General features: G+C 69.2%; 20 protein-coding genes. 10 read left to right on the top strand and 10 right to left on the bottom strand.

All coding sequences use genetic code 11. The features are described 5' to 3' along the window. Window positions 1–55: 55 nt before the first annotated feature. Window positions 56–1,420, top strand: a complete 1,365-nt coding sequence (locus U4Z31_RS16775) for an MFS transporter (RefSeq protein ID WP_321810883.1) — start codon at window positions 56–58, stop codon at window positions 1,418–1,420. Window positions 1,421–1,508: 88 nt separating this feature from the next. After that, on the top strand, window positions 1,509–2,864 hold the full coding sequence (locus tag U4Z31_RS16770; protein WP_321810882.1) for an MFS transporter: 1,356 nt from the start codon (window positions 1,509–1,511) through the stop codon (window positions 2,862–2,864). 83 nt (window positions 2,865–2,947) lie between these two features. Here U4Z31_RS16770 and U4Z31_RS16765 read toward each other — a convergent pair whose 3' ends face one another. From U4Z31_RS16765 to U4Z31_RS16755, 3 genes are all read right to left on the bottom strand, one after another. Continuing rightward, on the bottom strand, window positions 2,948–4,738 hold the full coding sequence (locus tag U4Z31_RS16765) for a diguanylate cyclase (protein WP_321810881.1): 1,791 nt from the start codon (window positions 4,736–4,738) through the stop codon (window positions 2,948–2,950). A 383-nt stretch (window positions 4,739–5,121) separates the two neighbouring features. Then, complete coding sequence (locus U4Z31_RS16760; protein WP_321795407.1) at window positions 5,122–5,883, bottom strand: SDR family oxidoreductase; 762 nt, start codon at window positions 5,881–5,883, stop codon at window positions 5,122–5,124. Window positions 5,884–5,894: 11 nt separating this feature from the next. After that, window positions 5,895–6,695: an SDR family NAD(P)-dependent oxidoreductase gene (locus U4Z31_RS16755; protein ID WP_044843034.1), complete on the bottom strand. Its 801-nt coding sequence runs from the start codon at window positions 6,693–6,695 to the stop codon at window positions 5,895–5,897. A gap of 135 nt (window positions 6,696–6,830) precedes the next feature. Between U4Z31_RS16755 and U4Z31_RS16750 the strand changes: the two genes are divergently transcribed. Both U4Z31_RS16750 and U4Z31_RS16745 read left to right on the top strand, forming a co-directional pair. Next, entirely contained in the window at window positions 6,831–7,790 is a 960-nt protein-coding gene (locus U4Z31_RS16750; RefSeq protein WP_321810880.1) for a GlxA family transcriptional regulator, read from the top strand. 76 nt (window positions 7,791–7,866) lie between these two features. Continuing rightward, window positions 7,867–9,015: an epoxide hydrolase gene (locus U4Z31_RS16745; protein WP_321810879.1), complete on the top strand. Its 1,149-nt coding sequence runs from the start codon at window positions 7,867–7,869 to the stop codon at window positions 9,013–9,015. Between the two features lie 125 nt (window positions 9,016–9,140). On the opposite strand, the gene U4Z31_RS16740 is transcribed toward U4Z31_RS16745, so the two are convergent. After that, the gene (locus U4Z31_RS16740) at window positions 9,141–9,632 is read right to left on the bottom strand and encodes a 2,4'-dihydroxyacetophenone dioxygenase family protein (RefSeq protein WP_044843036.1); all 492 of its coding nucleotides are present in this window, start codon (window positions 9,630–9,632) and stop codon (window positions 9,141–9,143) included. Window positions 9,633–9,737: 105 nt separating this feature from the next. Next, on the bottom strand, window positions 9,738–10,703 hold the full coding sequence (locus U4Z31_RS16735) for a LysR family transcriptional regulator (protein WP_257772540.1): 966 nt from the start codon (window positions 10,701–10,703) through the stop codon (window positions 9,738–9,740). 105 nt (window positions 10,704–10,808) lie between these two features. Here U4Z31_RS16735 and U4Z31_RS16730 point away from each other — a divergent pair, with 105 nt between their 5' ends. Continuing rightward, window positions 10,809–12,167: an aspartate aminotransferase family protein gene (locus U4Z31_RS16730; RefSeq protein WP_044843038.1), complete on the top strand. Its 1,359-nt coding sequence runs from the start codon at window positions 10,809–10,811 to the stop codon at window positions 12,165–12,167. A gap of 49 nt (window positions 12,168–12,216) precedes the next feature. After that, complete coding sequence (locus U4Z31_RS16725) at window positions 12,217–13,734, top strand: CoA-acylating methylmalonate-semialdehyde dehydrogenase (RefSeq protein ID WP_321810878.1); 1,518 nt, start codon at window positions 12,217–12,219, stop codon at window positions 13,732–13,734. A 161-nt stretch (window positions 13,735–13,895) separates the two neighbouring features. On the opposite strand, the gene U4Z31_RS16720 is transcribed toward U4Z31_RS16725, so the two are convergent. The 3 genes from U4Z31_RS16720 to U4Z31_RS16710 all read right to left on the bottom strand — a co-directional run bounded on the left by U4Z31_RS16720 (window position 13,896) and on the right by U4Z31_RS16710 (window position 16,771). Next, entirely contained in the window at window positions 13,896–14,270 is a 375-nt protein-coding gene (locus tag U4Z31_RS16720; RefSeq protein WP_044843040.1) for a hypothetical protein, read from the bottom strand. 519 nt (window positions 14,271–14,789) lie between these two features. Next, entirely contained in the window at window positions 14,790–15,722 is a 933-nt protein-coding gene (locus U4Z31_RS16715; RefSeq protein WP_124519507.1) for an AEC family transporter, read from the bottom strand. Between the two features lie 164 nt (window positions 15,723–15,886). Then, the gene (locus U4Z31_RS16710) at window positions 15,887–16,771 is read right to left on the bottom strand and encodes a LysR substrate-binding domain-containing protein (protein WP_124484892.1); all 885 of its coding nucleotides are present in this window, start codon (window positions 16,769–16,771) and stop codon (window positions 15,887–15,889) included. A gap of 415 nt (window positions 16,772–17,186) precedes the next feature. Here U4Z31_RS16710 and U4Z31_RS16705 point away from each other — a divergent pair, with 415 nt between their 5' ends. Next, a complete protein-coding gene (locus U4Z31_RS16705) occupies window positions 17,187–17,564 on the top strand; it encodes a nuclear transport factor 2 family protein (RefSeq protein WP_044843042.1) in 378 nt (125 codons plus the stop codon). A gap of 21 nt (window positions 17,565–17,585) precedes the next feature. On the opposite strand, the gene U4Z31_RS16700 is transcribed toward U4Z31_RS16705, so the two are convergent. Then, on the bottom strand, window positions 17,586–18,524 hold the full coding sequence (locus U4Z31_RS16700) for a helix-turn-helix domain-containing protein (protein ID WP_321810877.1): 939 nt from the start codon (window positions 18,522–18,524) through the stop codon (window positions 17,586–17,588). Window positions 18,525–18,743: 219 nt separating this feature from the next. Between U4Z31_RS16700 and U4Z31_RS16695 the strand changes: the two genes are divergently transcribed. Beyond that, window positions 18,744–20,051 carry a cytochrome P450 gene (locus tag U4Z31_RS16695; RefSeq protein ID WP_415750288.1) on the top strand — a complete coding sequence of 436 codons (1,308 nt, stop codon included), beginning with the start codon at window positions 18,744–18,746 and terminating at the stop codon, window positions 20,049–20,051. An 18-nt stretch (window positions 20,052–20,069) separates the two neighbouring features. On the opposite strand, the gene U4Z31_RS16690 is transcribed toward U4Z31_RS16695, so the two are convergent. After that, window positions 20,070–20,870 carry a helix-turn-helix transcriptional regulator gene (locus U4Z31_RS16690; RefSeq protein WP_044843044.1) on the bottom strand — a complete coding sequence of 267 codons (801 nt, stop codon included), beginning with the start codon at window positions 20,868–20,870 and terminating at the stop codon, window positions 20,070–20,072. Between the two features lie 132 nt (window positions 20,871–21,002). Here U4Z31_RS16690 and U4Z31_RS16685 point away from each other — a divergent pair, with 132 nt between their 5' ends. Then, window positions 21,003–22,409 carry an APC family permease gene (locus U4Z31_RS16685; protein ID WP_044843045.1) on the top strand — a complete coding sequence of 469 codons (1,407 nt, stop codon included), beginning with the start codon at window positions 21,003–21,005 and terminating at the stop codon, window positions 22,407–22,409. 44 nt (window positions 22,410–22,453) lie between these two features. Next, complete coding sequence (locus U4Z31_RS16680; RefSeq protein ID WP_321810875.1) at window positions 22,454–23,563, top strand: P1 family peptidase; 1,110 nt, start codon at window positions 22,454–22,456, stop codon at window positions 23,561–23,563. Window positions 23,564–23,598: the final 35 nt, after the last annotated feature.

Here is a 23,598-nt window from a genome sequence, read left to right as displayed (position 1 = left end):
CACGCCCGCGGAGACTGCTGCGCGCGCGAATCGCGCGGCCCGTTTGGAGAGAGACATGCCCCAATCGCTTCCCGCCGAAGCGACGATCGCGCACGCGAGTGCCGCGTCGTCTTCCGTCCACGAATCCGTGTCGGCACCGGCTGCCGGCGACGCGCTGCTGTTCCGCAAGATCGCGTGGCGGATCGTGCCGTTCCTGTTCCTCTGCTACGTCGTGTCGTTCCTCGACCGCATCAACATCGGCTTCGCGCAGTTGCAGATGAAGCACGACCTCGGCTTCAGCGATGCGATGTACGGCCTCGGCGCCGCGGTGTTCTACGTCGGCTACGTGTTCTGCGAGGTGCCGAGCAACCTGCTGCTCGCGCGCTTCGGCGCGCGCCGCACGTTCACGCGGATCATGCTGCTGTGGGGCATCGTGTCGACCGCGATGATGTTCGTGTCGCAGCCGTCGCATTTCTACGTGTTGCGTTTCCTGCTCGGCGTGTTCGAGGCCGGCTTCTTTCCCGGGATCGTGCTGTACCTGACCTACTGGTTCCCGGCGAACCGCCGCGCGGCGGCGATCTCGGTGTTCTTCGCGGGTGTCGCGGTGGCGGGCGTGCTCGGCGGCCTGATGTCGGGCTGGATCATGCGCGACATGAGCGGCGTGCTCGGGCTGCACGGCTGGCAATGGATGTTCGCGATCGAAGGCGCGCCGGCGATCGTGCTCGCATGCTTCGCGTTCACGTACCTGGTCGACCGGCCGCAGGACGCCGCGTGGCTCACGTCCGACGAAAAGGCGCGCGTCGCCGCGCTGTGCAGCGACGGCCGTGCGCATGGCGCGCACGACAAACGCAGCCTGGTCGCCGCGCTCGCGAACCCGCGCGTCTACCTGTTCGCGTTCATCTATTTCTCGCTGACCTGCGCATCGCTGACGCTCAACTTCTGGATGCCGCTGATGATCCGCGATTTCGGCGTGACCGACGTCGTGTCGGTGAGCCTCTACACGGTCGTGCCGAACGCGGTCGGCGCGGTCGGGCTGATCCTGATCGCCCGCCATTCCGACCGCACCGGCGAGCGCCGCAAGCACTTCGCGTGCTGCACGATCGGCGGCGGGCTGGCACTCGCGGCGCTGACGCTGCACCTGCACAGCTTCGCGGCGATGCTCGCGTGCCTGTCGATCGCGGCGACGCTGATCTTCGCCGCGTTGCCGATCTTCTGGGCCGTGCCGACCCGCTATCTGTCGGGCAACGCGGCCGCGGCCGGGATCGCGCTGATCAGCAGCATCGGGATCACGAGCGGCATCGTCAGCCCGTGGGTGATCGGGCTGATCCGCACGCGCACCGGCAGCATGGATCTCGCCGTGTACCTGCTGGCCGCGCTGCTCGCGCTGAGCGGCGCCGCGCTGATGCTCGGCGTGAAGGGCGAACCCGCACGCCGCGCCTGAATCGCGGCCGGGCGCTGCCGGCGGGCGGCGGCGACCGGCGCCGAATTTCCTGTCCGCACCGTATCCGCATCCATCGAGGAGACGATCGATGTCAGCCCATCTTCAAGCGGACGCCGCGCAGGCGGTTGCGTCCGGTTCCCGTGCGCCGGCGTCGGACAACGACGCGCTGTACCGCCGTATTGGCGCGCGGATCGTGCCGTTCCTGTTCATCTGCTACATCGTGTCGATCCTCGACCGCAGCAACATCGGCTTCGCGCAGTTGCAGATGCGGCAGGATCTCGGCCTGACCGATGCGATGTACAGCCTCGGCGCGGTGCTGTTCTTCGTCGGCTACGTGCTGTTCGAGGTGCCGAGCAACGCGCTGCTGCGCCGCTTCGGCGCGCGCCGCACGTTCGCGCGGATCATGGTCCTGTGGGGCGCGGTGTCGGTCGCGATGATCACCGTCGACAGCGCGAAGCACTTCTACGTGCTGCGCTTCCTGCTCGGGCTGTTCGAGGCCGGCTTCTTCCCGGGCGTCGTGTTCTACCTGACCTACTGGTATCCGGCGCGCCGGCGCGCGTCGGTGCTGTCGATCTTCTATGCGGGCGTCGCGGTGGCCGGGATGGTCGGCGGGCTGCTGTCGGGCTGGCTGATGCGGTCGATGTCGGGTGTGCTCGGGCTGCACGGCTGGCAGTGGATGTTCGCGATCGAGGGCGCGCCCGCGATCCTGCTCGGCGTGATCGCGTGGTTCTGGCTGTGCGACCGCCCCGAACAGGCGCGCTGGCTGTCCGACGACGACCGCCAGCAGCTCGCGGCCGACCTGGCCGCCGACTGGGCGGAGGCGCCCGCGCATGCGGCGTCGTCGCTGCGGCAGGTGCTCGCCACGCCGCGCACCTGGCTGTTCGCATTCATCTATTTTTCGCTGACGACGGCGCTGTTGATGCTGCTGTTCTGGATGCCGCTGATGATTCGCGAATTCGGCATTCACGACGTCGTGCACATCAGCCTGCTGTCGATCGTGCCGAACGCGATCGGCGCGGCCGGCCTGATCGCGATCGCGCGGCGCTCCGACCGCAAGCGCGAGCGTCGCCGGCACTTCGCCGCGTGCGCATTCGGCGGTGCGGTGGCGCTCGCGTTGCTGACGCTGCACTTGCCGAGCATCGTCGCGATGATGGCGCTGCTGTCGATCGCGGCGATGCTGATCTTCGCCGCGCATCCGGTGTTCTGGGCCGTGCCGTCCGCGTATTTCTCGGGCGCCGGCGCGGCGGGCGGGATCGCGCTGATCAGCAGCATCGGCGTATCGAGCGGGATGATCACGCCGTGGATCGTCGGGGTGATCCGCACCCGTACCGGCAGCATGGATGCGGCGATGCTGATGATCGCGGGATTGCTGGCCGCGTGCGCGGTCGCGATGCTGCTCGGTGTGCGGGCGACCTCGCGCGACGCGGCGCCCGTGGCGCGTTGATCGCGTGATGCGTCGGCGCGGCGCGCGTACGACGGGGTGGGCGGCCAGGACGGGCGCGAGCCCGTCGTCGGCGGGAACGCGCGCTAGGCCCGATACACCTCGATCCGGTTGCGGCCGCGCTCCTTCGCGACATACAGCGCCTTGTCGGCCCGCGACAGCGCCTGGTACGCGCCGAAGTCGGACGTCCGCATCGCGTCGATGCCGATGCTGACGGTCAGCACGAGCGGCTGATCCTCGTGCACGAGCCGCGAATCGGCCACGCGCTGCTGCACGCGCAGCGCGAGCGCGCACGCCGCGTCGATCCCCGTGTGCGGCAGCACGATCGCGAATTCCTCGCCGCCGATGCGCCCGACGATGCCGTCCGTCCCGATCTCCGCGAGCAGCAGCCGCGCGAAATGCCGGAGCGCGCGATCGCCGAGCGGATGGCCCCAGCGGTCGTTCAGCGCCTTGAAGTGATCGAGGTCGAGCATCAGCACCGCGGCGTCCTGACCGGTCGCGCGCACGCCGCGCAACGCGGCTTCGCTCTGCCGCATGAACGCGTGGCGGTTGGACAGCTGGGTCAGGTGATCGGTCGTCGCCATTCGGTGCAGTTCGGTCTCGATGTGCTTGCGCTCGGTCGCATCCGTGATGAAGCCGTGCCAGACCGTGCCGCCGTCCGGCGTGCGTTGCGGGCGCGCGTCGCCTTCGCGCCAGCGCATTCCCTGGTCCGGCAGCAGCACGCGGTATTCGAGCCGCCACGGCGCCAGGCGCTCCGCCGACACCCGCAGCGACTGACGGTAGGCAACCAGGTCGGCAGGATGAATCCGGGTTTCGACCGCATCCGCGTCGCGGGCGATCTGCTCGGGCGTCAGTTCGTAGATGTCGCGTGCGCCCGCGCTCGCGTACGAAAAGAACCGGCGGCCGTCGGCGGTCTGCCGCAGCTGGAACACGAGGCCCGGCACCTGGTCGGTCAGGCTCGTCACGAGCGTGACGGAGTCGCTCAAGCGGCCGGCGAGTTCGCGCAGCGCGGTGATGTCCGTGGTCGTGCCGACCATGCGCAGCGCGCGCCCGTGGCGGTCGCGGGCGATGACCTTGCCGCGGCTGCAGATCCATTTGTACGTGCCGTTCTTGCAGCGGATGCGGTGTTCGACCGCATAGCTGTCGGTCCGGCTTTCGAAGTGCGCGAGCATCGCGGCTTTCACGCCGGCGACGTCGTCCGGGTGCAGCCGTTCGTATGCATCCTCGATCCGGCTCGTCAGTTCATCGGGCGCATATCCGAGCAGCGCCGTCCAGGCTGCCGAGTAATGGATCTCGCCGGTTTCGACGTTGCGATCCCACACGCCGGTGCCGCTTTCGTTCAGCGCCAGCGTGGTCAGCGCGCTGTGTTCCTCGACGACGCCGAGCCGTTCGAGCAGCGCGGCTTGCGCGTTCGCGCGGCCGATCGCGCGTTCCGCCAGTGTCGCCAGGTCGTGCAGGAAAGCGCGCTGCGCGGCGTCGAGCGTCAGGCCGGTGCTGCCGGCGACGCATAGCGCACCCAGCGCGCTGCCGTCGGGCGCGAGCAGCTCGCAGGCCGCGACGACGTGCGGCGCGTCATTCGGGAGGTCGCCCGCGGCGGGCGCGATGAAGCGTCGGCCGGCCGCCGCAGCGGGCGCGGCACGCGACGGGAAACGCATGGCAGGAAGCGTGGCGGGCAGCGTGCCGTCGGACGCCGCGACGCGCTGCGCGCCGGCTTCGGCGGACGCGATGAACGCACCGGCCGTGCCGAAATGCGCGCGGGCGAGACGGCACACGGTGTCGAGTTCGGGCAACGGCGCAAGCGCCGGTCGAGCGTCGGCGGGAGCGCGACAGGAGCCGGGCGTGTCGCCGGTCCCGGTGGTGAACATACGGAACCGCATGGTCGAAATCCGCGACGGTCGATTGCGCCGATGATCGGACGAATGCCGGAGGGCGCTGCTTCGGAGGCTGAGATCGTAGAGCTTATCGTCGCGAGGAATGCGTGGCAAGCAAGGGCGAAACCGGGTGGGTGGGCGGCGAGTTTGGGGCGTGGAGAAGGGTCGCAGAGAAACAGCGTAGAGAGCTGCGCGGAGAAGCAGCGTGGAGAAGCGTTGCAGAGAAGCTGCGCAGAGAAGCAGCGCAGAGAAGCAGCGCAGAGAAGGGCCGCTTCAGGTCCTGAATGAATGCGCGGGCAAACCGGCAAGCGCCGGCTTCGCAGTCCGATCGTGCGGAAGCCGGCGCCTTTCGGCAGATCAATGCGTGCGCGGGATTGCGCCGCGCGAGATCACGCGACGGGAATCGGGTTGTCGACAACGAAGCGGTTGAACTCGTCGACGAACGCGTGCTCGTTCGGCCCCGCATTGTCGCGCAACGGCTTCGCCGCTTCGACGACGACTTCGGTGGTGGCGGTCTCGAGCAGCGCCAGCGTCTCGGCGACGAACGCATCGACCGGCATCGCGCGCGGATCGCCGCTCTTGTGCACGAGGTCGGTGTCGACCCACGGCGGCGCGATTTCCAGCACGCGCACGCTCGTGTCGCGCAGCATGAAACGCTGCGACAGCGTGTACGAATGGATCGCAGCCTTCGTCGCCGAATACAGCGCGGCCGACGCGAGCGGCACGTACGCGAGCACCGAGCTGTTGTTGATGATCGTCGCGTCCGGCTGCCGCTTCAGGTGTTCGACGAACGCCGCGCTGACGCGCACCGGGCCGAGCAGGTTCGTCTCGACGAGGCGCACGGCCTGTTCGTCGTCGAGCGGCCCGGCCGCATCGTCGAACGGCATGATGCCCGCGTTGTTGATCACGACGTTCAGCGCCGGGTAGCGGTCGATCAACCGCGCCGCGACCGCGCGGATCTGCGCGGCATCGCCGACGTCGAGCTCGATCGTGTCGATGTTCGGATACTGCCGCGCGATCTCGTCGAGCAGCTTCGTGCGCCGGCCGGCGACGACGACCTTGTTGCCCAGGTCGTCGAGCGCGATCGCCAGCGCACGGCCGATCCCGGACGTGCCGCCGGTGATGAGGATGGTATTGCCGTCGAGTTTCATGACGATGCACCTCAGCGGGCGGCCGCATAGCGCGGCGCCGGCGAATCGGTCGACAGATGCGGCGCCATCGTGCGGCGCGCGGCCTCGAACGCATCCCATTCGTCGGCCGCGTGCAGCGACGGAATCGTCACGAGCTCGCGGCGGTCGAAGCCGACCAGCGCCGCGTCGACCAGGTCGGACGCCGGCATCACGATCTCCTTCGGCAGATGTTCGAGCGGCAGGCCGCCGGTCTGCCAGAAGTCGGTGGCCGTCGCGCCGGGCAGCACGGCCTGCACCTGCACGCCGTGGTCCGCGAGTTCGTGATGCAGCGACTGGCTGAACGCGAGCACGAATGCCTTGCTGCCGCCGTAGACGCCATTGAGCGTTTCCGGCGACAGCGCGACGATCGACGAGATGTTGATCACGGCACCGCGGCCGCGCGCGACGAAGCCGGGCACGGCTGCATAGGTCAGGCGCGTGAGCGCGGTCACGTTCAGGTCGAGCAGCCGCGTCATCGCGTCGACGTCGCTGTCGAGCAGCGGCGTGTGCGTGCCGACGCCCGCGTTGTTGACGAGCAGCGTGATGCTCGCGTCCTGCTTCAGCTTCGCTTCGACGGCGGCGAGCGCCGCGCGGTCGTTGAGGTCGGCGCCGACGATCTCGACGCTGCGCTGCGTGTCGTTCGTGATGCGCTCGGCGAGCGCGGCCAGCCGGTCGCGGTTGCGCGCGACCAGGATCAGGTCGTAGCCGCGGCGCGCGAGGCGGTCCGCATAGATCGCGCCGATGCCGGACGATGCGCCGGTGATGACGGCGGTACCGCGATGTGCTTCAGTCATGATGTCGCTCCGTGTCGAGGAAAGGGTGAGTGCGTGAAGGCATTCTGGCCTCGAATCGCGGCGACACAAATGACGTAGATGGGTATGATTCAGGACATCGGGTGCCGATCGTGCCGCCCGCCACCGGAGACACGCATGCACCGCATCGGCTTTCTGATCAGCGACGGCTTCCAGATCATGGCGCTCGCCACGCAATCGGTGTTCGAGTACGCGAACCTGGCCGCGGGCGAACCGTTCTACGTGATGGACAACTATTCCGTCGAGGGTGGCGACGTGCGCTCGTCGCTCGGGTTGTCGGTCGCGACGCGCGCGCTCAGCGGCCGGGTCGACGTCGATACGTGGATCGTCGCGGGCGTCAACGATCCGCTCGCGTCGCCGGCGCCGGCCGGCGTCGTCGCGTTCCTGCGGCGCGCGAACGCGCGCGCGCGGCGGGTCGCCGGCATCTGCACGGGCGCGTTCGTGCTCGCCGAGGCCGGGCTGCTCGCGCAGCGCCGCGCGACGACGCACTGGGCGTACGGCCGCGAGATGCAGAAGCACTTTCCGGACATTCGTGTCGAGGAGGACCGGATCTACATCGTCGACGGCCCGATCTGGACGTCGGCCGGGATGACGGCCGGCCTCGACCTGACGCTCGCGATGGTGGAGAAGGATCTCGGCGCGGACGCCGCGCGCTCGGTCGCGCGCAAGCTCGTGATGCACCAGCGCCGCTCGGGCGGGCAGTCGCAGCATTCGGAAATGCTGGAGCTCGCGCCGAAATCGGACCGGATCCAGAACGCGCTCAACTATGCGCGGCAGAACCTCGGCCGCGCGCTGACCGTCGAGGAACTGGCCGACGCCGTCCACCTGAGTCCGCGCCAGTTCAGCCGCGTGTTCACGCTGGAAACCGGGCAGTCGCCGGCGAAGGCGATCGAGCGGCTGCGGCTCGAGGCCGCGCGACTGATGATCGAGCAGAGCCGGCACTCGCTCGACGTGATCGCGAAGGAGAACGGTTTTCGCGACCGGCGTCACCTGCGCGACGCGTTCGTGCGCGGTTTCGGCGTGCCGCCGCAGGCGGTGCGACGCGACGCGCGGGTGGACGAGCGCGAATCGACCTGACGTTCGCGGGTGCGAGCCGCCAGCGCGCGTCCGGGAAATCGCGCAGAATCTCCCGCATTCCTCGCGAGGAGACACCATGCACGCCGCCCCGTTCAACATTGCGATTCCCGATCGCGCGCTCGACGACCTGCGTCGGCGCCTGCGCGACATGCGCGCACCGCTGCTGACGCCCGCCGACCCGTGGCAGCAGGGTGTGGATGGCGCGTGGCTGCGCGAACTGGTCGCGTACTGGGCCGAGCGCTTCGACTGGCGTGCGGCGGAGCGCGCGCTGAACAGGCTGCCGCAGTTCGTCGCGGACGCGGGCGGGCAACGCGTGCATTTCATCCATCGGCGCGGGGCGGGGCCGAAGCCGTATCCGCTCGTCATCACGCACGGCTGGCCGGGCTCCGTATTCGAGTTCGACGCGCTGATCGATCGCCTGTGCGATCCGGCCGCATTCGGCGGCGATCCGCACGACGCGTTCGACGTCGTCGCGCCGTCGCTTCCGGGCTTCGCGTTCTCGCCCGCGCCCGCGGCGCCCGGCATGTCGGCATTTCAGGTCGCCGACAGTTGGGCGGCGTTGATGTCCGGGCTCGGATATCGCCGCTTCGGCGCGCAAGGCGGCGATCTCGGCGCAGGCGTGTCGATTGCGCTCGGCGCGCGACATCCCGGCGTGGTGGACGGCATTCATCTGAACTACCTGCCCGGCAGCTACGAGCCTCCGGCCGACGCGGCTTCGCCGCTCACCGAGGACGAACGGGCCTTCGTGACGCAGCGCGGAGAGTGGGCCGCGCTGGAGGGCGCATACGCGCATGTGCACATGACGAAGCCGCAGACGCTGGCTGTCGCGCTCAACGACTCGCCGGCCGGGCTGGCCGCGTGGATCGCCGAGAAATTCCGCGCGTGGAGCGATTGCGACGGCGACGTCGCGCGGCGGTTTTCGCACGACACGCTGCTGACCGGCATCTCGCTCTACTGGTTTACCGGCAGCATCGGCTCGGCAATGCAGATGTATTGGGAAAACCGGCTGCAGCCGATGCGCTTCGCGGCCGGGGAACGCGTGGCGGTGCCCGTCGCGTTCGCGCGCTTTCCGAAGGAAATCAGCCGCCCGCCGCGCAGCTGGCTCGAACGGGTGTTCGACGTCGTGCAGTGGGCCGACATGCCGAGCGGCGGGCATTTTGCCGCGATGGAAGAACCGGACCTGCTGGCCAGCGATATTCGCCGATTTTTCCGGCGTTTTCGGTAAGGCACCGGGAGGCGGCGTCGCTGGCGAAGTGCGCCGGCGGCCATCCGCGCGCTGGCGCGTGCCGGCACCGTGCGGATCGTGACGCGACGATTCCGCCTGTCTTATCGCCTGTCTTATCGCATGACTTACCGCGTAACAAACGGCGCCGCATCGTGCGGCGCAGTACGCGCATGCTTGCGCTGGCGCAGCAGCGCGACGCGGCAATTCTCGCGTGCGGTCTCGCGGCCGTCGTCGTCGAGCAGCACCAGGTCGCCGCGCATCACGTTGAGCGTGATCACGTCGTCGCCGGGCGCGCCGAGCGTTTCCGGCGTGTGCACCGACCCCGCCGGTTCGAGCACCGTCGAGCCGGCCTGCGCGACCCATTCGTACTCGCGGTAGCGCCACGCACCCTGCAGCGTATGGACGAACACCTCGCCGTCGTGGCGATGGCGCGGCAGCGTGCCGCCGGCCGGCATCTTCAGCAGCGCGGTCAGCGTGTCTTCCGCCGCATTGATATGCAGATACTTGATCGCGAGCCCCGGCAGGTCGGCGCTCATCGGCAGCCACGGCAGCGCGTCGCCGGGCAGGCACGAAATCGGCGGCAGGTCGGTGGAGAGCGGGGCGGACGGCTGCGTCATGGCGGAGGGAGAGCGGAAACGGGGAAGTGCGCATTATCGCAGAGCGCGAGCGGGCGGCTGCCACGGTCGCGGCCTGACGCCAGCGCGGGCGAAGCCTGAACCGGGCTACGCGGCGGCGCTGTCGTCGCCCGGTCGCGGCGCCGCATGCGCGGCTTCCAGGCAAGACTGGAACAGCAGCGCCGCCCGCGACGGCCGCGGCGAGCGCCGCAGCAGGCTCACGAATCGGCACCGGTAGTTGAAGCGGTGCGGCGCGATCGGCTGCATCAGCCCCTTGTTTTCGAAGCTCTCCGCGTAATGGTCGGGCAGGAAGCCGAGATAGCGGCCGGACAGGATCAGCGTCGCGATCGATTCCTGGTCCGACGCCGTCGCGCTGCGCGTGAGCTTCGCGCGATGGCTCAGTTCCATGTTCGGCGAATGGAAGCCGAGCCCGGCGAACGCATGGTTGCGGATCGTCGTCCACGTGAGCTTGCCGTGCGGCGCGTCGAACAGCGGGTGCTGGCGGCCGCAGTACAGCAGCATCCGCTCGTCGAACAGTTCCGAATACACGAGGCTGCCCGAGCTGCGGTGCGCGGGGATGATCCCGACCTGATAGCTGCCGTCGATGATCCCGCGCTCGACCTCGTTGATCGACGCGACATGCAGGTTCAGCGCGACGTCGGGCGCCTCGTCCGCGAACTGGCGGATCGCGTCGCCGAGCCGCGCCTGCGGGTTGGTGGCGGTCTTGTCGAACACGGCGACGTGCAGTTCTCCGCCCATCTTGTCGTGAATACCGTCGATCCTGCTGCGAAATGCCTCCATCGACGCGAGTAGGCGCAGGGTTTCCTCGTACACCGTCTGCCCCTCGGCGGTCAGCGTGAAGCCGGCGCGGCCGCGCCGGCACAGCACGAGGCCGAGGCGCGTTTCCAGATCCTTCACGTGCCGGCTGATCGTCGAGATGCCGATATTCAGCTCGAGTTCGGCCGCCGCCATCCCGCCGCACTGCACGACGCCCTTGAAGACCCGCAGCAGCCGCAGATCCATGTCGCTGAGCTGCCCGAGCAGCGCGCGGCTCTTCGGTTTCTTTGCTTGCATAGATGAGCAAGTGAACATTGATATTGCGATATTGAAGAGACTAATTGTCGTCCCGACAATGCGCAACATCAACACAAGAAGGAGGGGCGCGCCGCGCCGACCGACATGACCGATACGACCATCGCCAAGCAGCAGGAAGAGACGAACCTCCGCACCGACGCCGCATGGCTCGACGCCCACTGGATGCCGTTCACGGCGAACCGCCAGTTCAAGTCCGATCCGCGCATGATCGTGTCGGCGAAGGACGCGTATTACACGGATGGCGAAGGCCGCAAGATCTTCGACGGCCTGTCGGGCCTGTGGTGCACGGGCCTCGGTCACGGCCGCACGGAAATCACGGAAGCCGTGAGCCGCCAGGTCGCGCAGCTCGACTACGCGCCGGCGTTCCAGTTCGGTCATCCGAAGTCGTTCGAGCTCGCGAACAAGATCAAGGACCTGACGCCGGCCGGCCTCGACTACGTGTTCTTCACCGGCTCGGGCTCGGAAGCGGCCGACACGTCGCTGAAAATGGCCCGCGCGTACTGGCGCGCCAAGGGCAAGGGCACGAAAACGCGCCTGATTGGCCGCGAGAAGGGTTATCACGGCGTGAACTTCGGCGGCATCTCGGTCGGCGGGATCGGCGCGAACCGCAAGCTGTTCGGCCAGGGCATCGACGCCGATTTCCTGCCGCACACGCAGCTCGCGGAAAACCGGTTCTCGCGCGGGATGCCGGAAAACGGCGCCGACCTGGCCGACCGCCTGCTCGACCTGATCACGCTGCACGACGCGTCGAACATCGCGGCCGTGATCGTCGAGCCGTTCTCCGGCTCGGCTGGCGTGGTGATCCCGCCGAAGGGCTATCTGAAGCGCCTGCGCGACATCTGTACCGCGCACGACATCCTGCTGATCTTCGATGAAGTCATCACGGGCTTCGGCCGTGCCGGCGCGATGACGGGCGCCGACGCGTTCGGCGTGGTGCCGGACATCATGAACTTCGCGAAACAGGTGACGAACGGCGTGCAGCCGCTCGGCGGCGTGATCGCGACGAAGGAAATCTACGACACGTTCATGGCCGCGGGCGGCCCCGAGTACATGCTCGAGTTCCCGCACGGCTACACGTATTCGGCGCACCCGGTCGCGTGCGCGGCCGGCGTCGCGGCGCTCGACCTGCTCGTGAAGGAAGACGCGGTGGCCCGCGTGCGCGATCTCGCGCCGCATTTCGAGGCGGCCGTGCACGGGCTGAAGGGCCAGCGCCATATCACCGACATCCGCAACTACGGGCTGGCGGCCGGCCTGACGATCGCGGCGCTGCCGGGCGAGCCGGCACGGCGCCCGTACGAGATCGCGATGCGCTGCTGGGCGAAGGGCTTCTACGTGCGCTACGGCGGCGACACGATCCAGCTCGCGCCGCCGTTCATCGCCGAGAAGCGCGAGATCGACAACCTCGTGAACGCGCTGTCCGACGCGCTGAACGAAGTGGACTGAGCCGCGGCCCTTTTCCCGCGACAACCGAATTCACGAAAGAGCCTGAACGATGAAACACGACAGCAATGTGACCTCCACCCTCGGCCACCTGATCGACGGCAAGCGCGTCGACGGCGGCAGCCGCGTCCAGCCGGTGTTCGACCCGGCTACCGGCGAATCGCACAAGAGCGTTGCGCTCGCCGACAAGCTGACCGTCGAAGCCGCGATCGCGTCCGCGCAGGCCGCGTTCCCGGCGTGGCGCAATACGCCGCCGCTGAAGCGCGCGCGCGTGATGAGCCGCTTCAAGACGCTGCTCGAGGAGCATGCGGACGAACTGTGCGCGCTGATTACCGCCGAGCACGGCAAGGTGCTCGCCGACGCAATGGGCGAACTGCAGCGCGGGATCGAGAACGTCGAATACGCGTCCTACGTGCCCGAGCTGCTGAAGGGCGAGCACAGCAAGAACGTCGGCCCCGCGATCGATTCGTGGAGCGAATTCCAGGCGCTCGGCGTGGCCGCCGGCATCACGCCGTTCAACTTCCCGGTGATGGTGCCGCTGTGGATGTGGCCGATGGCCGTCGCGTGCGGCAACGCGTTCGTGCTGAAGCCGTCCGAGCGCACGCCGTCGTCGACGCTGCGCATGGCCGAGCTCGCGCTCGAGGCCGGCCTGCCGCCGGGCGTGCTGAACGTCGTGAACGGCGACAAGGAAGCCGTCGACACGCTCCTGACCGACCCGCGCGTGAAGGCGGTGAGCTTCGTCGGCTCGACGCCGATCGCCGAATACATCTACTCGACCGGCTGTGCGCACGGCAAGCGCGTGCAGGCGCTCGGCGGCGCGAAGAACTTCGCGGTCGTGATGCCCGACGCCGACATCGGCAACGCGGTGAACGCGCTGATGGGCGCCGCGTACGGCTCGTGCGGCGAGCGCTGCATGGCGATTCCGCTGGTCGTCGCGATCGGCGAGGAAACCGGCGACAAGGTGGTCGAAGGCCTGCAGGCCGAGATCGCGAAGATGAAGGTCGGCCCGGGCAACGGGGCCGGCGTCGACATGGGGCCGCTCGTCACGCAGCAGCATTTCGAGAAGGTGACGGGTTTCGTCGAGGCGGGCGTGGCGGCCGGCGCGACGCTCGTCGTCGACGGCCGCGGCGTGAAGGTCGACGGCCACGACGGCGGCTACTACCTCGGCCCGTGCCTGTTCGACAACGTGAAGCCCGGCATGCCGATCTATCAGCACGAGATCTTCGGGCCGGTGCTCGGCGTGATCCGCCTGAAGTCGCTCGACGAGGCGATGGCGCTGATCGACGCGCACGAATACGGCAACGGCACGTGCCTGTTCACGCGTGACGGCGAAGCGGCGCGCTACTTCAGCGACAACATCCAGATCGGCATGGTGGGCATCAACGTGCCGCTGCCGGTGCCGGTCGCGTACCACTCGTTCGGCGGCTGGAAGCGCTCGCTGTTCGGTGATCTCCACGCGTACGGCCCGGATGCGGTGCGGTTCTATACGAAGCGCAAGACGATCACGCAGCGCTGGCCGTCAGCCGGCGTGCGCGAAGGGACGGTGTTCAGCTTCCCGTCGAACCGCTGACGCGCTGACGCGCGATCGGGCCGCAACGCGACGCGCGCCGCTCGGCGTGTGTCGCCACGCGGCCCGCGCAAGAGCGCACGAGCCCGCCCCGGTCGACGATCGGGGCGGGCCTTTTTACATGTGCGGCGGTCGTGCCGACGCTGAAGACGGGGAAAGAACGCTTACGGCGCGACCACGTGCCACATGTTCTTGAAGTTGTCGCCGTTGCGGTCGCCCTGTTTCATGTCCTTCGCGAAGAAGTACAGCGGCTTGCCCTTGTAGGCCCATTGCGGGCTGCCGTCGTCGCGCTTGACGATCGTGTAGGGGCCGACCGGGACGTCGGTCGCGCTGGCCTTGTACGGCGGCCAGAAGGACTCGCATTGGCCCTTGCATGCGCTGGTGCCGGCGTTGGGCTTGTCCTGGTCGAAGGTGTAGACGGTCATTCCGTTCGCGGCGACGAGCGCGCCGTTTTCGACCTTGGTGATCGAGCCTTGCGCCGAGGCCGAAACGGACGCCATGGCGAGCAGGGCGGAGCTGACGAGCAGCACGGCTTTCATGATTACCTCCTTGTAGTCCGGTGGGCGGCGCGCTCGCGCGCACGGCCGGGCGTGCGCGCGAGCGCGGGGAATGGTGCCGGAACGCGGCGCCGTGGCCGCCGGTGCGAGCGACGCGAAGTCGAATGACGGCGGAACGGACCCGCTTCATTCACCATAGGCGGTTTTTCGCGGGGCTGCGAGAAGAACCGGGGGCGCATCGGCGGCGCGTAGGCGTCGCGCAACGTCGCGGGGGTTGCGCGCGCAGCGGTATTCGACATCCGTCCCCGCAGCGGCGCGAAGTGGTGCCGCAGGTGCTGCCGTGCATCAACGCCGCGCGCGATGGGGCGGTGCGACGCCCCGCGATCACGCGCGCCGTCGGCGAGCATCGACTCGGACAACGGCTCGCCGGGCAGCGCGACGGCGATGCCTGTGCGATCGCGGCGTACGATATCGACTCCGCGACGGGCGGATTCAGGTCGGTCCGGTGGCTGTTGAATCGCGATTGCCGATCTCGTTGCATTCGGCAACGGTGCCACGCCGTCAGCGAAACACCGGCGCCGACGCGAGCGCCGTCAGCACGGCCGGCATCGCGAGCGCGGCGGCGATCGTCTGGAACGCGGTGATGCCGGCCATCAGCGGCGCGTCGCCGCCGAGCTGGCGCGCCATGATGTACGACGAGGACGAAGTCGGCAGCGCCTGGAACAGCAGCGCGATGGTCAGCGCGGCATCGCCGAGCCCGAACAGGCGGCCGGCCGCGAGCGTGGCGAGCGGCATCGCCATGAACTTGAACGCCGACGCGATGCACATCGGCTGCATCCATCCGCGCGCCGCGTCGAACTTCAGTGCCGCGCCCACGCACAGCAGGCCGAGCGGCATCGATGCGGCGCCGAGCGCGCGCACGGCCGGTTCGACGGCGGCCGGGAACGCGAGGCCGGCGGCCTGCATCGCGATCCCCAGCGCGCACCCGACGACGAGCGGATTCGACAGGATCTGGCGCACGAGCGCCCACGCGCCGAGCCGCGTGTCGCCGTAGCGCGCGAACACCAGCACGCACATCAGGTTCACGGTCGGCACGATCGCCGCGACGCACACGGCCGCGAGCGCGATGCCGTGCGCGCCGAACAGTCCGGCGGCGAGGGCGGTGCCGACATAGTTGTTGAAGCGCACCGCGCCCTGGAACACCGACGTGAACCCGGCGCCGTCGACCTGCACGAACCGGCGGATCAGCAGAAGCAGCGCCGCGACGAGCACGGTCGAGCCGACCAGCGCCGCCGCGAGCGGCAAGACGGGCAGCGCTTGCAGCCGCGCAGTCGCGAGACCGTGCGCGAACAGCGCGGGCAGCAGCACGTAATAGCAAAGCCGCTCGGCGTGCGGCCAGAACGCATCGGCGATGAAGCCCGTGCGCCGCAGGCCGTGGCCGAGCGCGACCAGCAGCGCGACCGGCGCGAGCGCGAGCACGATCGGGCCGATCATCGACGCGCCTTCAGGCGACGCGGGCGGGACGGCCGGCGGGCGGCGCATCGGAACGAAGCGGGAATCCATCCGGCGGGCAACATGGCGGCACGCAATCGAAAGAGTGACGATGCCGCCAAGTTAACACGCGCAAGCAGCAGGAATAATGGTGAATTATCGGGTGTTCAATGAGAAATTCTCATCGATGATGCGCTGACTTCGGCGGCCAGCGCACGTGCGAAACGCTCGGCCGGACGCGACTGGTGTTCGAGCAGCACGACCGCGCGGCCCATCTGCGGCTGGCCGAACGGCAAGCGCGTGACGGGCGGCAGCCGCGCGAGCGTCGCGTCGGGGAGCGCGACGATCGCCGCGCCGAGCCCGCGCGCCACCATCCGCGCGATCGTCTCCGCGCTGTCGAGCACCATCTCCTCGCGCACGCGCACGCCGATGCGGCGCAGCTCGGCGGCGATCATCCGGCCGGCCCACGCCTGCGCGTCGAAGCGGATGAACGGCAGCGCCTCGAGCAGCGTGCCCGCGTCGCGCTCCGCGTAGTGTGGCGGCGCGAGCAGCCAGAAGCGGTCTTCGTACAGCGTGGTCCACGTCAGTTCCGCCGGATGCGGGCGCACCGGGCGCGTCGTGATCGCCGCGTCGAGTTCGCCGGCCGCGACGCGGTTCGCCAGTTCGGCCGACATGCCGGCCGATACGTGCACGCGCAACGACGGGTGTGCATCGCGCAGCGCGAGCAGCGCATCGGGCAGCGGGCCGGACAGCGCGGTATGGATCGCGCCGATCCGCAGGCGGCCGACGAGCTTCTTCTCGTCGCTGAGCGCATCGGGAATCCGGTCGACCATCGCGAGCACCTGCTCGGCCTGCGCGACGAGGATCTTGCCGGCTTCGGTGAGTACCGGCTGGCGGCGCGAGCGGTCGAACAGCCGGACGTCGTATTCGCTTTCGAGCGTCTTGACCTGCAGGCTCACGGCGGACTGCGTGAGCCCGATCGCTTCGCCGGCGCGCGCGAAGGTGCGGTATCGGGCGATCGCGACCAGGGTTCTGAATGCGCGTAGTGACATGGGCTCGGTGAGAGGGGCGGCCGGGACCGGCACGCGGATTGCTCGATGATGCCGGAGGCGGTGCAGGGGCGACGTGCCGATTGCGCCGCCGACGCCGCCGACGGCCGCCGAAGCGGACGGGTGCGGCCGGCACGCTGCCGGACATCATGCCCGCGCGTGCGGAAACGGGCAACCGCGGCATCGGCTGCCTACGGCTGAATGCGGCTGAATGCGGCTGCCTGCGGCAGAACGCGCGGTGCGTCGCGTGCGGACCGGCCGGTGCGGGTTTTCGCGAATGGCATCGCGCCGGGCCGGCGCGCTCATCTGTGAACGCAGGATGGGCCGCGCTCGCGCGTGCCGCCCGCCCGCGTTTCATCGATACCTCGGGGCGACGCGTGCCGTCGCGTCGCCCCGACTCTTTGCGGAGGTAACGACGATGCCAGAGGACCCCGGTGAGGTTGCGCGCGCCAGCTATCGCGCGTATGTCGACAAGGACCGCGATGCGATCGAAGCGCTGATCGCGCCGGACTTCCATTTCACGAGCCCGCTCGACAACCGGCTCGATCGCGACGCGTATCTCGCGCGCTGCTGGCCGAACAGCGCGATGCTCGCCGGTTTCGAGTTCGTCGACGTCGCCGTGCACGGCGAATACGTGTTCGTCGTGTACGAAGCCGCGACGACCGCCGGCCGGCGGTTCCGGAATGCGGAGCGGTTGCGGGTCCGCGACGGCCGGATCGTCGAGGCCGAGGTGTATTTCGGCTGGTACGTGCCGCATCAGGCGCCCGATGGCGGGTTCATCGAATCGGGCGGTTGACGCGCGACGTGCAGCGGCAGGTCACACCCAGAGCCGGTACATCCAGAACGATTCGTCCTCGGCGAAGCGCCGTACGAACTCGGTTGGCGAGAAGCCCGTGATGCGCCGCGTCGCGCGGCTCAGGTGCGCCTGGTCGGCGAACCCTTCGTCCAGCGCGAGCGCGGCCCAGTCGACCGGTTGTCCGGCGTCCTGCCGGTCGCGCGCGGCGAAGAACACGCCTTCGGTGCGCACCAGCATTTGCCAGTCGCGCAACGAGCGCCCGCTGTACGCCTTGATGCGCCGTTCCACCTGGCGCGGGCTGTGGGTGTGCCGCCATTCGCGCGCGATCGACGCGAGACGCCCGACCCAGCTGCGCCCGGCATCGCGCAGCGACCACAGCGGCGACACGCTGCCGCGCAGCGCATGCCAGCGCGGCGCGAGGTGTCGGTCGAGCGCGGCCAGTGCGTCGTCGTCGTGCTCGGCACCGGCGAGCGCATCGAGCAGCGGCCGCCAGCTGTCGTCGAGGCATGCATGTGCGTCGACGAAGGTGTCGTGGATCGTCGGCAGCGCGACGCCGAACAGCGCGCGCGCAGCATCGGCATGCAGGCAGACGATGCCGCCTTGTCCGCCCGTCGGCGCCCAGCTCGCGACCGGCATCGACTGGCTGCCCGACAGCGTCGCCGATGCGCCGAACGGCCGCCATACGGGGCCGTCGCCCGTGGGCCGGACGAGCCCGACGTCGAAGCCGCGATACCACGACAGGCAGACGATCGGCGACGCGGGGAAATGCGTGAGCCGCTGCGCGTCGCTCAACGTGAAGCCGCGCGTGTCGCGGCAGACGATCGCGACGACCGCGCCTCGCAGCGCGGCCGGCGGCGGATACAGCCGCGTGGGCGGCGATCGGCCGTCGCACCGCACGCGCGGCGCACGCGCGTACGGATCGGGACACGGCGACGGATTCGGAGACGGACCGGAGGGCATGACGCCGGAGTATAGGGACCGGCGCCGCACGTGTCGATGTCGTTTGCGTTCAAGACCGGCAGCGTGTCGATCCGGACAATCCGGAGCATGAACCCACGATCCTCTTCCCGATGCCCGTTTCATGCGGACGCCGCTGATGCGTCGCCCGTGCTTCACCCGCCCGGCGTATGGCCGCCGGGGCCGCGAGCCGGCCTGACGGGGTGGCCGCTGCTGCGCGCGATGTCGCGCGACCTGACCGGCGCGCTCGCAGGCTGGCAGCGTGCGCATGGCGACGTCGTGCACCTGCGCATGTGGCCCGAACATGCGGTGATCGTGACCGATCCCGCGCTCGTGCGCGAGCTGCTGGTCACGCATCACGATGCGTTCGTGCGCTGGGAACGCGGCATCCGCGTGTTCTCGCGGGTTCACGGGCACAGCGTGCTGGTCGCCGAGGGCGACGCATGGCGCGACAAGCGGCACGCGCTGCAGGCGAACTTCGCGCCGAAGCCGGTGCAGGCGTTCGTGCCGTCGATCGCCGCGACAGCCGGTCGTGCGCTCGCGCAGTGGCCCGCGTGCGACGCACACTGGCCGGTCGAGAGCGCGCTGACGTCGCTGGCGATGGACGTGATCATGCGCACGATGTTCTCGGATGCGATCGGCGCGGACGCGCGCGTTGCCGAAGAGGCCGTGCGCACGGTCGGCGCGGCGGCGAACGCGGAGTTCTACCAGCCGGCCAGCGCGCCGGACTGGATGCCGTGGAAGCGCGGCAAGGCGCGGGCGCTGGCGGTGCTGAACGGACTGATCGACCGGCAACTGCGTGCGCGTCTCGACATGCCGGAGCACGGCTGGCCGGACGACCTGCTGTCGCGCCTGTTGCGGCTGCACCGCGCCGACGGGCACGCATGGCCGCTGCGGGCCGTGCACGACGAGTGCATGACGGCATTCCTGGCCGGCCACGAGACGGCCGCGGCCACGCTGACCTGGTGGGTGTGGAACATGGCCGCGAATCCGGCCGCGCAGGCCGCCGCACGCGACGAGGTCGTGCGCGTGCTGGGCGGCCGTGCGCCGACCGCCGACACGCGCCCCGCATTGCGCTACCTGACGCAGACGCTCGAGGAAACGATGCGCCTGTATCCGGCGGCACCGATCCTGATCAGCCGTCGCGCATTGCGGCCGGTCGCGCTGGGCGCATGGCGGTTTCCCGCGCGGACGCTGTTCATGCTGCCGATTCAGCTGATGCATCACGATGCACGATGGTTTCCGGAACCGCGGGCCTTCCGGCCCGAGCGCTTCGCCGACGACGCACCGGCGATTCCGCGCGGCGCTTACATGCCGTTCGGCACGGGGCCGCGCGTGTGCCTCGGGCAGCATCTGGCGATGACGGAGATGACGGTGGTGGCGGCGATGATCCTGCAGCGCCATGAATTGTCCGTGCCGCCCGGCATGGCGGCGCCGCGCGCGGCGCTGAACGTGACGTTGCGGCCCGAGCGCGCCCTGCACGTGGCGATCGCGCCGACCGGGCTGGCGGCGGACGTCGCATTGTCGTAACGCGGCGGCGTGTCGCGCTTACCCCGCCGCATCCTCTCCAAGCGCCTGAATGAACCGCGAAAACAGCTCCGGCTGCGACGAGATCCCGAGCTTCGCGTAAAGATGCCGCCGATGCACCTTCACCGTTTCCGGTGAAATCGCCAGCCGCTCGGCGATCGCCTTCGACGAATTGCCGCGCAGCACCATTCGCGCGATCGACATCTCGCGATCGGTCAGCACGCCCGCGCCGAAGCGCGCGAGCGCCTGCTCGACGCGCGCGCCGAGATCGTCGTCGGGTGTCACGCGCGCGGCATCGCCCACCAGCCGCCAGTGCTGCCGGATCGTCGCGAGCACCCACGGCATCGCGGCCGTCAGCTTGCCGAGCGGTTCGACGTCGAAGCGCGCGGCCGCGCCGAGCGACAACGACAGCAGCAGGTCGGGGTTCGGCCGCAGCAGGATCTGGATTTCATCGTCGCCGACCGCGTGGCGGAAGTAGTTCAGGAAATACTCGCTCTGCCGGAACAGGTCGGGCGCGACCTCCTCGAGCCGGTAGCAGCCGTCGGCGAGCCCGTCGTGCGCGGCCTGCAGGAACGGATCGAGCAGATATAACCCGTTGAGGTAAAGCGGCACGGGCGATGCGCTGTCGGTGCCGCCCGTGTCGTATTCGTCGAGCACGAGCGGCACGCCGTCGCGGCCAATCGCGGTCGCGAGCGCGTTGTCGAACGGCACCATTTCGTTGAGCAGCAGCACCAGGAAACGCCAGAAGCGCGGCTGGCCGAGATGATCGATCGCGCGGCCGAGCGCCTGGTGCATCGCGATTTCGGAGAAGAGTCGATCCATATCACCACCGAAGGGTGTAACACGAAGGGGGAATAGCGGTCCTGAAATTGGCTTCCTAGACTGCCACGCAATCAATCGGGCCCGAGTATGGGTGTTCAAAAAAGCGCAGGACAGAAGCAACAGGAGAACGAAATGGCGATGATGTCGGAATCGACGGGCACGCTGCAAGCGACGCCTGCCACGGAAGGCGCGCCGCGCGCGTTGTCGCAGACGCTCAGCGTGCGCGACGCGGTGATGATCACCGTGTCGGGTGTGACGCCCGCCAGCTCGATCTTCGTGATCGCGCCGTTCGCGATCCAGCAGGCCGGCAGCGGCGCGGTGCTGTCGTTCCTGCTCGGCGGCGTGCTCGCGCTCGCGTTCGCGCTCTGCTACGCGGAGCTCAGCGCCGCGCACCGCAGCGCGGGCGGCGAATACGTGATGGCCAAACGCGTGTTCGGCACGCTGCCCGGCTATCTGACCTTCATCACGGTGCTGTCCGTCAGCGTGTTCATTCCCGCGGTGCTCGCGAGCGGTGCCGCGCCCTACCTGAACAACGCGCTCGGCACGCACTTCAGCAACCAGTCGGTCGCGTTGACGATCGTGTTGCTCAGCTACGTGCTCGGCATGCTGAACATCAAGACGAACGCATGGATCACCGGCGCGTTTCTCGTCGTCGAGATCGGCGTGCTGATGCTGATTGCGGGGCTCGGCTTCGGCTCGCCGCATCGCGGCGCGGACGCACTGGTCGCGCCGGTCGTCGCGAGCGGCAATGCGCTGGTGCCGGCCACGCTCGCGGCGATCGTGCCCGCGATCGGCACGGCGATCTTCTGCTACAACGGCTTCGGCTCCGCCGCCTATCTCGCGGAAGACCTGCGCGGCGGCAACCGCAACGTCGCGAAGGCGGTGATCTACTCGCTGCTGGTGATCCTCGTCGTCGAACTGATTCCGCTCACCGCGATCGTGCTCGGCGCGCCGTCGCTGACGGAACTGACGAAGAGCGCCGACCCGATCGGCTATGTCGTGCGCTCGCTGAGCAACCCGGCGGTGTCGCGCGCGGTCAGCGGCGGGATCTTCCTGTCGGTATTCAACGCGATCATCGCGATCGTGATCACGATGGGGCGCCTGCTGTACAGCAGCGGCCGCCATGCGCTCTGGTCGCGCACCTGCAACCGCGCGTTCTCGACGATCCATCCGCGCTTCGAATCGCCGTGGCTCGCGACGCTCGCGCTCGCCGTGCCGTCGTCGGGGCTGGTGTTCGTGTCGAGCCTCGACGAGCTGACCGCGTTCACGGTCGACCTGCTGCTGCTGATCTACCTGGTCGTCGGGCTGGCCGCGCTCGCGAGCCGGCTCGTGCGCCGCGACGTCGAGCATCATTACCGGATGCCGCTGTGGCCGGTGACGCCGCTCGTCGCGGTTGCGGGTGCCGCATACACGCTCTATACGACGCTCGCGACTGCGACGAAGCCGACCGACCTGATCATCATCGGCGCTCTGCTGGTGGCCGCGCTCGCGATGTATGCGGTCTGGGCGCGCCACAGCGATGCGTTCCGCTCGCTCTGAACCACTCGCACACCGAACCATTGAAAGACTGGAGGAATTGCATCATGCGCACGAGGGATCTCGGCATCTGCATCGGACTCGGCACGCCGGGCCGCTTCAACGCGATCACTGACGTACCGGGCGTGCGGGTCGGACATTGCACGCTGAACGTCGAGAACGGCGATGCATCGATCCGCACCGGCGTGACTGTCATCGAACCGCGCGCGGGTGCCGCGCACGATTCGCCGTGCTTCGCGGGCGTCCATGTGCTGAACGGCAACGGCGACGCGACCGGGCTCGAATGGATCCGCGAAGCCGGCCTGCTGACGACGCCGATCGCCTATACGAACACGCACAGCGTCGGCGCGGTGCGCGATGCGCTGGTCGCGAACGAACGCGAGGCGGCGGCCGGGCGCGTCTACTGGTGCATGCCGGTCGTGATGGAAACCTACGACGGCCTGCTCAACGACATCTGGGGGCAGCACGTGCGTGCCGAGCACGTGCTGCGCGCGCTGGCCGCCGCGCAGTCGGGGCCGGTCGCCGAAGGCGGCGTGGGCGGCGGCACCGGCATGATCTGCCACGAGTTCAAGGGCGGCATCGGCACCGCGTCGCGGGTGGTGACGGCCGACGCGGGCGGCTGGACCGTCGGCGCGCTCGTGCAGGCGAACTACGGCGTGCGCGAGATGCTGCGCGTGGCTGGTTATCCGGTCGGCGACGTGCTGCGGCACGTGCCTTCGCCGTTTCGCGCGCCCGACGGGCAGGGCGAGGCCGGGATGGGTTCGATCGTCGTCACGATCGCGACCGACGCGCCGCTGCTGCCGCATCAATGCACGCGCCTCGCGCAGCGTGCGAGCGTCGGGCTGGCACGCGTCGGCGGCGGCACCGAGGATTCGAGCGGCGACATTTTCCTTGCGTTCGCAACGGGGAACGACGGTTTGCCCGCCGCGAACTACGGCAGCAAGGGCGCGCCGACGACGGCCGTGAAGATGGTGAACAACGACCACATCTCCGCACTGTTCGTCGCCGCGGCGGAAGCTGTGGAGGAAGCGATCGTGAATGCGCTGGTCGCCGGGAGCGACGTCGAGTCGCGCGGCGCGCGGGTCGAAGGGCTGGGGCAGGCGCGCTTGCTGGATGCGTTGCGCGAAGTGGGGTGGCGGCCGGGGCGCGGCGCCTGAAACGGCATGCGCCGCTTCAATCGAAGCGGCGTGGC

Origin of the sequence: Burkholderia sp. BCC1985, assembly GCF_905339915.1 — a bacterium.
Classification (GTDB): Bacteria; Pseudomonadota; Gammaproteobacteria; order Burkholderiales; family Burkholderiaceae; genus Burkholderia.
The sequence above is the reverse complement of the archived record's forward strand: the minus strand, read 5'-3'. Positions and strand labels throughout refer to the sequence as shown.